This window comes from Lachnoanaerobaculum saburreum DSM 3986, assembly GCF_000185385.1.
GTDB classification, from domain to species: Bacteria; Bacillota; Clostridia; order Lachnospirales; family Lachnospiraceae; genus Lachnoanaerobaculum; species Lachnoanaerobaculum saburreum.
In genome coordinates, this window is sequence record NZ_GL622296.1 from 2,134,579 (window position 1) to 2,147,522 (window position 12,944).

11 protein-coding genes are annotated in these 12,944 nt (G+C 37.9%); all 11 read right to left on the minus strand.

The window, feature by feature from the left end:
* Nucleotide 1 precedes the first annotated feature (1 nt).
* Nucleotides 2-1,321 carry an aspartate kinase gene (locus HMPREF0381_RS09795; RefSeq protein WP_008751818.1) on the minus strand — a complete coding sequence of 440 codons (1,320 nt, stop codon included), beginning with the start codon at nt 1,319-1,321 and terminating at the stop codon, nt 2-4.
* An 18-nt stretch (nt 1,322-1,339) separates the two neighbouring features.
* Nucleotides 1,340-5,071 (minus strand): phosphoribosylformylglycinamidine synthase, encoded by a 3,732-nt coding sequence (locus tag HMPREF0381_RS09800; protein WP_008751819.1) that lies wholly within the window; start codon nt 5,069-5,071, stop codon nt 1,340-1,342.
* A gap of 73 nt (nt 5,072-5,144) precedes the next feature.
* On the minus strand, nt 5,145-6,362 hold the full coding sequence (locus HMPREF0381_RS09805) for a 6-phosphofructokinase (RefSeq protein ID WP_008751820.1): 1,218 nt from the start codon (nt 6,360-6,362) through the stop codon (nt 5,145-5,147).
* A gap of 14 nt (nt 6,363-6,376) precedes the next feature.
* Entirely contained in the window at nt 6,377-6,892 is a 516-nt protein-coding gene (locus HMPREF0381_RS09810) for a sigma-70 domain-containing protein (RefSeq protein WP_008751821.1), read from the minus strand.
* Nucleotides 6,882-7,373 carry a DUF5721 family protein gene (locus tag HMPREF0381_RS09815; RefSeq protein ID WP_008751822.1) on the minus strand — a complete coding sequence of 164 codons (492 nt, stop codon included), beginning with the start codon at nt 7,371-7,373 and terminating at the stop codon, nt 6,882-6,884. The genes HMPREF0381_RS09810 and HMPREF0381_RS09815 overlap by 11 nt, the downstream gene beginning before the upstream one ends.
* Nucleotides 7,360-8,337: a hypothetical protein gene (locus HMPREF0381_RS09820; RefSeq protein WP_242824419.1), complete on the minus strand. Its 978-nt coding sequence runs from the start codon at nt 8,335-8,337 to the stop codon at nt 7,360-7,362. The genes HMPREF0381_RS09815 and HMPREF0381_RS09820 overlap by 14 nt, the downstream gene beginning before the upstream one ends.
* Before the next feature lie 75 nt (nt 8,338-8,412).
* A complete protein-coding gene (locus HMPREF0381_RS09825) occupies nt 8,413-8,871 on the minus strand; it encodes a divergent PAP2 family protein (RefSeq protein WP_008751824.1) in 459 nt (152 codons plus the stop codon).
* Complete coding sequence (locus tag HMPREF0381_RS09830; RefSeq protein ID WP_008751825.1) at nt 8,868-9,353, minus strand: HD domain-containing protein; 486 nt, start codon at nt 9,351-9,353, stop codon at nt 8,868-8,870. Before HMPREF0381_RS09830 ends, HMPREF0381_RS09825 begins: the two co-directional genes overlap by 4 nt.
* Complete coding sequence (glgA, locus tag HMPREF0381_RS09835; protein WP_008751826.1) at nt 9,350-10,792, minus strand: glycogen synthase GlgA; 1,443 nt, start codon at nt 10,790-10,792, stop codon at nt 9,350-9,352. The genes HMPREF0381_RS09830 and glgA overlap by 4 nt, the downstream gene beginning before the upstream one ends.
* Nucleotides 10,793-10,799: 7 nt before the next feature.
* Nucleotides 10,800-12,449 (minus strand): DNA repair protein RecN, encoded by a 1,650-nt coding sequence (gene recN / locus HMPREF0381_RS09840; RefSeq protein ID WP_008751827.1) that lies wholly within the window; start codon nt 12,447-12,449, stop codon nt 10,800-10,802.
* 41 nt (nt 12,450-12,490) lie between these two features.
* The gene (gene argR, locus HMPREF0381_RS09845) at nt 12,491-12,943 is read right to left on the minus strand and encodes an arginine repressor (protein WP_008751828.1); all 453 of its coding nucleotides are present in this window, start codon (nt 12,941-12,943) and stop codon (nt 12,491-12,493) included.
* Nucleotide 12,944 lies beyond the last annotated feature (1 nt).

The following is a 12,944-nucleotide window of genomic DNA, read 5'->3' on the forward strand; positions in this document are numbered from 1 at the left end:
TTTATGATACCGATTTTACAAACATATCATAGATAGATTTTATAGTTGTTTCAAAGTCATTCTCCTTGACACCTACAATGATATTCAATTCAGATGAACCCTGATCAATCATCTTTACATTCACTCTTGCATGTGCAAGTGCCGAGAATATTCTTCCGGCAGTACCTCTGTTTGCCTTCATTCCTCTGCCTACTATAGCTATAAGTGCAAGTCCGGACTCCATCTCCACTGTATCAGGAGCCACCGCTCTATGTATGCCTGAAACTATCTGCTGTTCATGTTCTTCAAACTCGGACTGATGAACAAGCACTGTCATTGTATCGATACCTGACGGCATATGCTCTATTGATATACCGTTTTGTGCAAATACATTAAGTACTCCCGCACAAAAACCCACCTCGGAGTTCATCATAGCCTTATCCACATTAATTGCACAAAAACCCTTCTTACCTGCAATACCTGTAATAGTAAACCTTGAACTTTTACAAGTACTCTCTACAATCATTGTACCCTTGTCATCAGGTTTATTTGTATTTCTGATATTTATCGGAATACCTTCCTTTCTTACAGGAAAGATGGCATCCTCATGGAGAACCGAAGCTCCCATATAAGCCAGTTCTCTAAGCTCTTTATATGTAATTGACTCAATCGGTTCAGGGTTTGGAATAATCCTCGGATCCGCAACCAAAAATCCTGAAACATCAGTCCAATTTTCATACATATCCGCTCTTATACCTCTGGCAACTATAGAGCCTGTTATATCCGAACCTCCTCTTGAAAAAGTTCTTATCTTTCCCGAGTGATCACTGCCGTAAAATCCCGGTATTACAGCTCTGCTTACTTTTTCAAGTCTGGCGGCAACCTCAATATTTGTGGCCTCGGCATCAAAAGTACCGTCCTCAAAAAAGAATATCATCTCCGCCGGATCTACAAATTCCACTCCAAGATACTTTGACATAATAAGACCGTTTAGATACTCACCTCTTGAAGCCGCATACTCTCTGCCTGCCTTATTTAAAAACTCCTCTTCAATCTTTGCAAACTCATGGTCAAGATTCAGATTAAGTGAAAGGCCGTCTATGATTTCTTCATATCTTGCCTTAATCTTTTCAAATTTTTTCTTATATGCACCACCCTCTGCTGCGAGGTCATATGTCTCATATAAAAGATCTGTTACCTTCTCATCTTTCGGATTTCTTTTTCCGGGTGCTGAAGGTATAACAAATCTTCTTGACTTGTCAGCCTTTATTATATCTCCCACTTTTTTGAACTGATGTGCACTGGCAAGTGAGCTGCCTCCAAATTTTACTACTTTTATCATTATCTTCTCCAAATTTTTTTATCTGAAATATTTTACACCAGATTCAAAGATTTGCAAATCCTGTTTTTTAAAAACATTTATATATGCACCCTCCTCTCTCCTTTCAGAGTGTGCCATTTTACCATATATCCTTCCGTCCGAACTTGTAATTCCCTCTATTGCCGCATATGAGCCGTTCGGATTGTACTCTCCGTCCATAGTAGGATTTCCGGCTAAATCCACATATCTTGTGGCAACCTGACCGTTTTCAAAAAGTTCTCTTATCTTTGCCTCACCTGCTACAAACCTTCCCTCACCATGTGAAACCGGATTGGCATATACATCACCAAGTACAGCATTCATAAGCCATGGTGATTTATTACTTGTTACCTTAAGATAAGCCATCTTTGAAACATGTCTGCCGATTGTATTTGTTGCAAGAGTCGCCGAATTTTCATCCTGTTCCTTTATAACTCCGTCAGGCAAAAGTCCAAGTTTTATAAGAGTCTGAAAACCGTTGCAGATACCCAGTACAAGTCCGTCTCTCTCAAGCAGACTTTCTATCTCTTTTTTTAGAATTTCATTTCTGAATACTGTAGCAAAAAACTTTGCGGAACCGTCAGGCTCATCACCTGCCGAGAATCCTCCCGGAAACATTATAATCTGTGATTTTCTTATCTCATCTCTATAACTTTCAACAGATTCCTTTATAGCCAAAGGCGAATTGTTTCTGAATACGAAGGCATCAGCCTTTGCACCTGCTCTTTGGAAAGCTCTGATTGAGTCATACTCACAATTGGTTCCCGGCATTACAGGTATGAATACCCTTGGAGACTGATTTTTTTCTTTTGCTATATAAATGCTGTCGGCCTTATATACCTTATCTTCTACACATTCTTTATTCTCAGGCTCTTCTACTGAAGGGAATACCTTTTCAAGAGGCTTTTTCCAGTTTTTAAGCACATCATCAAGTAAAATCTCACTGCCGTTTACAACTATTTCAGGCTCGGCTATAACTTCACCAAGGCGGATTGCATCGGCAAAATCAAGTTCTCTTTCACATTCAAGCAAAAAGCTTCCGAAATCCGGAGCAAACAATATATCTTTATCCACAGACAAATCGGCTCCAAGCATATTTCCAAAGCACATATTTGATACAGCTTCAGCACATCCGTTTCTTTCTACTACAAATGCACTTACTATATTTTTGGCAGCTATCTGTTTTTGAACATATTCATAAATTTTCTTTAGATATTCAAAATCAGGTAAGTTGTATTTATCCCTCTTTACTCTAATTAAGTATAGTTTATTCCCGGCCTTCTTTAACTCAGTGGATATTATATTTTGATTTTCTCCCACCGCCACTGCAAATGAAACTAATGTAGGAGGCACATTTATATCATTGAAAGTACCTGACATTGAGTCCTTACCGCCGATAGATGCAAGCCCGAGTCTCATCTGTGCTTCATATGCACCGAGCAAGGCTGCAAACGGCTCCCCCCATGTAGACTCACTTGTCATTCTTCTAAAGTACTCCTGGAAGGTAAAATGTACCTTCCTGTAATCACCGCCTGCCGCCACTATCTTGCCAAGTGATGTGATTATCGCATATATTGCACCATGATACGGACTTAGGCTTGATAAATACGGGTCAAAACCGTAGCTCATAACAGTTACCGCATCACTCTTTTCATCTAAAAGAGGCAACTTTGCAACCATGCTCTGAGTCTGTGAAAGCTGATACTTTCCGCCATAAGGCATCAATACGCTCTTGCCTCCGATACTTGCATCAAACATCTCAACAAGTCCTTTTTGTGATGCCACATTCAAATCACAAACTGTCTGAAGCCATTTTTCTTTTACAGATAAGTTGTCGGTATCTGCCTCAAAAAAATCCTCAAAAATCGGAGTCCTTACATAGACCTTGGTAACGGATTTTGCTCCGTTTGTATCAAGAAATGCCCTTGATAAGTCAACTATTTTCTTGCCCCTCCAAATCATTTGCAGTCTTTTTTCTTCCACCACCTTTGCTACAATACTTGTCTCAAGGTTTTCTTCCTCAGCATATTTACAAAATTCATCTACAGACTTCGGATCAAGTACTACCGCCATCCTCTCCTGTGATTCTGAAATAGCAAGCTCTGTGCCGTCAAGTCCCGCATATTTTTTCGGTACCTTGTCAAGGTCAATAATAAGCCCGTCTGCAAGTTCACCTATTGCTACTGCAACTCCGCCGGCCCCGAAGTCATTACATTTTTTTATAAGTTTTGTCACTTCAGGTCTTTTAAAGAGTCTCTGTATCTTTCTTTCAGTAGGTGCATTACCCTTTTGTACCTGGGCTCCCGCCGTAACTATGGAATCGGTCTTATGGACTTTACTTGAACCTGTAGCACCTCCTATACCATCTCTTCCGGTTCTGCCGCCAAGTAATACTATAATATCTCCGGGGTCTGAGGTCTTTCTTATAACATTATCTCTCTTTGCAGCTCCCATCACTGCACCGATTTCCATTCTTTTTGCCACATAGTCCGGATGATATATCTCTTTTACATACCCTGTAGCCAGTCCTATCTGATTGCCATATGAGGAATAACCATGTGCCGCCCCTGTAACTATCTTTCTTTGCGGAAGTTTGCCTGCAAAAGTCTTATCAATAGGAAGTGTGGGATCTGCGGCACCTGTAATTCTCATTGCCTGATATACATAGGTTCTTCCTGAAAGCGGATCTCTTATCGCACCGCCAAGACAGGTAGCCGCTCCGCCGAAAGGCTCAATCTCTGTAGGATGATTGTGGGTCTCATTCTTAAAATTGATAAGCCATTCCTCTTTTTTGCCGTCCACAACTATCGGTACTACTATTGAGCAGGCATTGATTTCATCAGTCTCTTCCACATCATTAAGTATACCGTCAGCCTTAAGCTTTTTCATAGCTGAAAGTGCAATATCCATAAGACATATATTCTTACCTAACTTATTTTGATACAGAGATTTTCTGTCACAAAGATACCTTTGATATGACTCCTTTATAGGTACGCAAAAAAATCCCTCCTCAAAGTCCACATCGGTGATCTCGGTAGAAAATGTTGTATGTCTACAGTGATCTGACCAATATGTGTCAAGCACTCTTATCTCAGTGATAGAGGGATTTCTGTTTTCATCATTTTTCAGATATTTTTGTATAAATTTAAAATCATCAAATGTCATTGCCAATGAAAGATCATTATAACACTCTCTTAAGGCTTTTTCATCCATTGATATAAAGCCGTCAACCGTCTCTACATCATCCGGTATTTCAAAGTCAATCTTTAATGTTTGCGGTATAGACTCATCTGCAATTTTGGAGTCTACAGGATTTATGCAGTATCTTTTTATCTTCTCCTTGTCCTCATCGCTAAAACTGCCTGAGAAAACATATGTAGTAGCCGAGCGAATATCTATATCATCCTCACTGCCAAGAAGCTTTACGCACTGTATTGCCGAATCCGCCCTTTGGTCGAACTGTCCCGGTAAATACTCTACAGTAAAGAAAAAATCACTGTCTTGATGTGGAAAATCACTTTCATAGCAAATATCAAGCGGCGGTTCACAAAAGATTGTATCAAGACTTCTTTTATAGTCTGCATTCGATATATTTTCAATATCGTATCTGACCAAAACCCTTACATCCGCAAGATCCTTTAATCCGCAATAGTCCTTAAGCTCACCTAAAAGCTCTTTTGCCTTTATTGCAAAATCTCTTCTTTTCTCTACATAAATCCTTTTAACGCCCATTTTTCCTCCGTTTCTTAGAAAAACAACAGCAAATGATTAACAGGTTTTAAGTTTATAATTGTAAAACCTTATACTATAAACTTTTAATATGACTTTGTATACCGTCACATACAATATTTGAAAGTTCACCCATAATAAGCGGTTTTGCGTACTGAATAAAATGTTCGTTCACATAAAATCCGTCCTCACTTATCCACTCTCTCGGTACTTTTCTTTCGATATTTGCAACTAAACTTATATCACATTTTTTTACAACAGACAAATATGGAGCGTTTTCCAATCTTTCAAAGTTCATCATAACACCGCTGTCACCGTCAATGCCTGCTTTCACACCCAAAAATCCGATATTGAACGCCTCATCAATATCAGTCCTACTCTGAAGATGAGCGGCAGCCCTTTGCAATGTATTTATCTCAACAGCTCTGGTCTTTACACCTAATTCATTTTTTATTCTTTTAGCTAAAAATGCGGCTGTTCCTGAAAGCATCTTATGTCCGAACGCATCTACATTGCACTCGTCCTCACTGATATGATGCCCCTTGGTATCCTTAATACCTTCTGAAACCGCTACAACTATATTTCCTTTTGTCTGCATCTTATCTGATAAAATCTTTATAAAGTGCTTCAGATCAAGTCCAATCTCAGGAAGCAATATAAAATCGGGACCGTCATTTAGGTTGTTTTTAGCCAAAGCGGCGGCAGCTGTAAGCCAACCGGCATTTCTTCCCATAATTTCAACAAAAGTAACACTCTTTAAATCATATACATTTGAGTCACGCACTATCTCGGAAATACATGTCGCAATATACTTTGCCGCACTTCCATATCCCGGAGTGTGATCGGTAACAGGAAGATCATTGTCAACAGTCTTCGGTACTCCGACAAATCTTATCTTACTGCCGTTTATTTTTGCATAATCCGACAACTTCTTTATAGTGTCCATTGAGTCATTGCCGCCGATATATATGAAAATACCGATATTATACTTGTCAAGTACCTCAAAGATTTTCTTATAGACCTCATCACCCTCTTTAACCTCAGGCAATTTGTACCTGCAAGAACCAAGATATGAACTTGGTGTTCTCTTTAGCAGCTCAATATTAAGCTCACAATCAAGTGTATCATCAAGATCTACTATCTTTTCTTTCAGCAGACCTTCAATGCCATATCTCATACCGTATACTTTGTCCGCTCCAAGTTCTTTTGCACCGATATAAACTCCTGCCAATGACGAATTGATAGCGGCTGTAGGTCCTCCCGACTGTCCGACAATCAAATTTTTTCTCTCCATAGCTTTCTCATCTCCTAATTTTTTTCTAAGTTAATCGCATTCAGACTTATTTTCAAAAGCTCCTCCACCTCATCCTTTGGAATCTGCAATCGCTCTGACAGCTCCTCTAGGGTAGCTTCTTTGCCGATATCCGATGCCAATGCACTTGAAACATCCATCAGTTCATTTATCCTGTCGGCAAGTTTGTTTGAGGCATCCTTTTTACTTTTTTCCTCATCTGCAATTTCGTTCAATCTTTTTTCCACTCTTGACTTTATCTGAGATTTCAAATCTCCATGACTGTACTCCATTACCGCCATAGTAAGTGCCAAATGACTCTCACTTATAAGATCGCTCATCTCTTCACCGCAACCTATAAAAGGCTTTATAAGCTTTACAGCATACATCATATGACCTTCAATAAGTCTGTTTCTTGCACTTTCATCGCCATGTAAAAGAGCATCTGTAAGTTCTTTAATCTCTTTTTCATCTATCTCTTTTATCGCCTTCATATCCTCAAGATACATCTCAAGGACTGTTTTATCCTTCATTGTCCAATCCGCTCTCCACCAATGTAATATTTATTTTTTTGAACATATCTTTTACATACGTATCGAAGGCATATAAGATATCCCTTTCAAGCAAAAAAGTCTTAGGTGAAAATGAACTTATAAGTCCAAGCTTCTTATCTGCATACCTTATATTCAAATACATATCCGCATCTATATTCTTTGCGGTATTTTCACTAATCCATCTTTTGCCGAATTCCTCTGAAAATTTCAGTACCAATTTAAAAGCTGTCGGAGTCCTCTTTCCCCTGATTATTTCAAAGCAAATATGTCTAATCTCACTCCAGTTACAAAAGCTTCTGTTCTGTGCTTCGTCAAAGTAAGCCTTGTTAAGCTTTCCGTTTATATTAAACTTTACAAAGGTTGTAAACTCCGCCTCTATTACACTGAACTTATCAAAAAGATCTGTCATAAAGAGTTTTTTTGTAAACTCCTTTACATCTAAAATCTCAAAGGCCTCCATTGTCGTCCTCCGACCACAGTGTAAAGAAATCCTTTCCCGGCAATGTAAATGAAGAATTCTTACATACCTTGTTAAACTCATAGTCATTTATATCTATAGGATTTGACTTTATAAACTCATCATACATATTCAAAAGATATGTAGATTCTCTCTCATTTTTTATTCTCTCTTTGTTCTTCTTTGTAGCCTCTTCATCATTGCTTTTTACACATTTGTACAGTATATATTTGCCCTTATTTGTAAGAATGGGGCTTACCCCTCCATCTTCCAACACTCCAAGGGCGGTTTTTATATCATCAGGCTCATTATTAAGCTCAATACTTCTTGATATGTTTGAATTCTCAGAAAACTGAGTTGCAAGTTTTACACAGTTTTCACCGTTATTCAGTCTGTTTAAAAGATCTGTGGCAAGATTATAATCTGAAACCTCTATTACATGAAAATCCATTATTCTGGCTTCACTTTCACTGACCTCTTTTACATTCTTTGCTATCAGTTCTTTTTTTGCTTTGTTAACCAATAAATAGTCTAAAAATACCGTATCACATTCTTCCTGACTAAGTCCCTTAAACTCCTCACTGTTTATTACATTTTCATCATAAAATGTCTTTGAAAGCTTCATTGCATTGCTTTTTTCAGACTCGCTCAATGTGATATTATTGTCAACAGACATCTTTTTTAACACTACAAGTTCTTTATAATAGTTCTTAAGATCATTATAAAAGTTGTCTCTGTATGTAATATTTTTGTCTCTGTCAATATAGCTGTCCCATATTGAAGCACTGTATGTATTTGTAATAATTTGACTCTCAGATACAGCCGGAATAAGCATTTGCGCATAACCGTATCCCAGTTTATTGTCTGTAAAATTTATCTTTATATTTTCACTTATACTCTCTGTCTTTACTCCACAGCCCATAAGGCATGCCGCTATTAAAAGCCCGGCCAAAAATTTTCTTTTCAAATTTGTCTCCTAAAGCAGATATCTAATTATATTTTTCTACCATTTCACTTATCTATGAGGCTTCTTTAAATTTTCTTAGTACATTCCTCCGATTACAAATGCTATAACTACGCCTAAAATCGCACCCATAAATACCTGTAGCGGTGTATGCCCGACAAATTCTTTCAGTCTTTCTTCAAAGTGTTCAAAGTTGTCCTCAAATATATTGTTCTCCATAATCATATTTAAGAGTTTTGCCTGCTTTCCGGTCTCTCTTCTGACACCCATAGCATCATACATAACTACCAAGGACAGGATAAAACCTACTGCAAACTCATATCCGCCCAATCCATATTTTAAGGCACTTGAAGTGGTAAGTGCGCAGACTGTAGCTGAATGTGAGCTTGGCATACCGCCGCTTCCCCAGAGCCTGTCAGGAGAAAACGACTTATTATACCATATATCTATAAGTGTTTTTAAAATCTGCGCAACCAGCCACCCAAGGGCTGCACTGACAAGTACTTGATTTGAAAGTATCTCATCTAAACCGCTCATACAGTCTCTCCCTCCGGCTTGATAATCTTTTTCATATTACTGATAATCTCATTCACCGATACTGACTTATCAGCCATAGTAAGCACCCATCCCTCTCTTGAGTGAGGGGGGATAGGTGTAAAAGGAAACATATGAGTCTTTATCATCCCGGCTTCCTTGTCGCTTATATTAAAGTACTTCTTGGCATTTTTTGCAGCTGTATATGGATGCGTAAATCCATGGAAATATGTACCGATCTCCTTTGCCGGTCTGTGCCAGTCATAGAGATAAAAATCATGTAAAAGTGCCGCTCTTGCTGCAGACTTATAGTCCAAATTCAGTTTTTTACATACCAAATATGTAGTATACGAAACATTTATACTGTGTTCCATAGTGGAAGTGCTGCCATGCTGAACAAATTCCGCCAGCTTTTTGAAGATATCACTGCTCAGTATATCTTTTACAATGTCCATATACTCTGCATCATTTATATATTCTTTCATCCTATCAACCAATCATACAGAGCCTGATACTCAAGTGCAGACTGCTTCCATGAGAAGTCCACCGCCATCGCTCTGTCAATCATCTTATTCCATTCTCTCTTTTTATCATAATAAATATGCCTTGCAAAATTTATTCTGTCCATCATTTCATGTGCATTGTAGTTTGCAAATGAAAAGCCTGTACCCTTTGATTCAAACTCATTGTAGCTTTCTACAGTATCACAAAGTCCGCCTGTCTCACGTACAATAGGAAGAGTTCCATATCTAAGTGACATCAACTGACTCAGTCCACATGGCTCAAACAGTGAAGGCATAAGGAATGCATCTGCCGCCGCATACATCTTATGTGACATATCCTCAGAGTAATAAATATTTGCAGACACTCTGTCAGGGTACTTCCATGCATAATGTCTGAACATATTTTCATACCTCGGGTCTCCGGTTCCAAGTACTACAAGTTGAGTGTTCTCATCACAGATTTGATCCATCATATATTCAACAAGGTCAAGTCCTTTCTGGTCGGTAAGTCTTGAAACTATGGCAAGCATAAACTTTCTGTCATCCACCGGAAAGCCCAAGTCATTTTGTAATGCTCTTTTATTTTTTATTTTTTCTTTTCTGAAGTTTTTACTGTTATAGTTATTATAGATAAGCTTATCTGTCTCAGGATTAAACTCATTGTAATCTATGCCGTTTACTATACCTCTAAGATCATTTTTTCTGGCTCTTAAAAGCCCGTCCATTCCCTCACCGTAGAAAGGATTTTGTATCTCATTTGCATAGGTCTTTGAAACAGTGGTTATAGCATCCGCATATACAAGTCCGCCCTTTAAAAGATTACCGTCTTTAAAGGCCTCAAGTTTATCAGGTGTAAAGTAGTAGTCGCTAAGTCCCGAAAAATACTTTATTGTCTTTACATCCCATGTACCTTGGAACTTCAGATTGTGAATAGTAAATACGGACTTTATACCTCTAAAGAATTCACCGCCTGCAAATCTGTCCTTGAGATATACAGGCACAAGACCTGTCTGCCAGTCATGACAATGTATCAAATCAGGTCTAAAGTCAAAAAAGGGCAATGCACAAAGTGCGGCCTGTGAGAAGAATATAAACTTCTCTATATCATACAGCCAGTCTCCATACGGAGTCGGTCCGCCAAAGTACTCCTCATTGTCAATAAAGTAAAAGATTACTCCGTCAAGCTCTTTTTTGAGTACTCCCACATACTTTCTTGTGCCTGCATAGTCAATATAAAAATCTCCTATGTACTCCAAAGAGTTTCTGATATCTTCTCTCATGCACATATACTTAGGTAAAATAACCCTTGCATCAAAATATCTCTTGTCCAAGTATTTCGGCAAAGAACCCACTACATCTGCCAATCCGCCTGTTTTAATAAACGGCACCGCCTCTGATGCAACAAACAATATTTTCTTCATAGTATGCTTACCTCCTTGAGTCTGCTTCCTGTACCATTTCCCTTGCGGTTTCTAGTACGCCCTGTGTTAAACCGTTACCGCCAATCAATCTGGCTATCTCCTTTATTTTACCTTCTTTATCCAGTAAATCAATATTTGTTTGTGTAGTTTTTCCGTCTGTTGATTTTGAGATAAACAAATTCTGATCCGCCATCACTGCTATCTGCGGCAAATGTGAAATACATAAAACCTGACGTCCCTTTGATATATTCTTAAGTTTTTCTCCTACCTTTACTGCCGTCTTTCCACTGATTCCGGTATCTATCTCATCAAATATCAAGGTCTTTATATCATCACTGCTTGCAAAAACCGTCTTTAATGCGAGCATTATCCTTGACAGCTCACCGCCGCTTGCCACCATCTGAAGAGGCTTTAGAGGCTGACCCGGATTTGTACTTATCAAAAAATCAACTGCATCATATCCGTCTCTTGAGATTTTGTCTTTCTTTGTAAACCTTATTTCAAATTCAACACCAAGAAAGTTCAAATCCTCCAATTCTTCTTTTATCCTTTCAGTTAAAGTGATTGCCACATTTTTTCGTATGATACTTATATCATTGCATTTCTCTAAAATGCTTTCTTCCAGCTTGCCGGCACTTTTTCTAAGTATAACCACTTCTTCACCGAAATCTTTTAAAAAATTCAGTCTTTTTTCTTTTTCTTTTAATAACTCCTGTATTTTATTGTAGTCATTTGAATACTTTGACTTTATATGTCTTATAGTATCCAACCTTTCTATAACTCTGTCATACTCCCTTTCATTATATTCCAGGCTGTCAAGATATCTGTTTGTATAATGTACGGTTTCCGAAATTAAATCCTCTATAGTATTAAGATTTGACACTACAATATTTAAACTGTCATCAAGCGATGCAATATCTGAAACCTCTCTTATATTGCTTCCGATACTTTCATTTTCAAGTTCTGAAAGAAGCTCCACAAGTACATCATTTATCTTTGAAATATTTTTACCCTTTTTGAATACCTGTTCCAGCTCTTCTTCCTCATTCACCTTTATATTTGCATCTTTTATTTCATTTATTTCAAATTCAAGTATATCAATCTCTCTTTTTCTAAGTCTCTCATCAATCCCCTCTTGAATTCTTTGATTGATTTTCTTTAATTCACCGTAGTCATTTGAAAGTTCCTTTTTCAGTTTTGTAAGCTCTGCCTGACAAAACGAATCAAGCAAAACAAGATTATTGCCTGCACTTAAGAGTGATTGATGTTCATGTTGACCATGTATATCAATCAGAGTATCTGTAATTTCTCTAAGCTTATTAAGCGTTACCGTCTCGTCATTGATTCTGCACACGCTTCTTGAGGTACTTATCTTCCTTGTAAGTATAAGCATATCATCCTCAAATGAAATATCCATCGCTCTCAGTTTTTCTTTTCTTTTTTCATCCAAGGTGAAAATGAGTTCAACAAAGCCTTCATTTTCACCTGTTCTGATAATATCCTTGTTTGCCTTTGCACCCAGAGCAAGATTTATAGAATCTATCAAAATAGACTTACCGGCACCGGTCTCACCGCTCAGTACACTAAGTCCCTCTTTAAAGTAAATATCCGCTTTCTTTATCAGTGCAAGATTCTTTATATGTAACTCTATCAGCATAATCCTCCTTTTTTAGATACTACCCTGATATACTTATACATTTATTCCTTATAGATAAGTTTCCTTATCCTCTCCATAACAACCACAGTATCATCTACACTTCTTATAGCCGCCATTATAGTGTCATCTCCGGCAATACATCCCACTATCTCATTCATTTGCAAAGAATCCAGTGCGGCCGCCACTGCCATAGCCATACCTGATACAGTCTTTAACACCAATATATTCTGTGCCATATCCATTGATATAAAAGCTTCTTTCAGTATTCTAACATATTTTTCCGAAATACCGTCCTGCTTCGGCATAAGTGAATACTTCTGCTTTCCGTCTCCATACACAACCTTTGAAAGCTTTAAGTCTCTGATATCTCTTGAAACTGTAGCCTGTGTTACCACAAATCCGCTTTCCTCCAATCTTTGTGCAAGTTCCTCTTGAGTTTCAATGTCATATGTGTTAATGAGTTCTATAATCTTTGAATGTCTTTTTATTTTCATA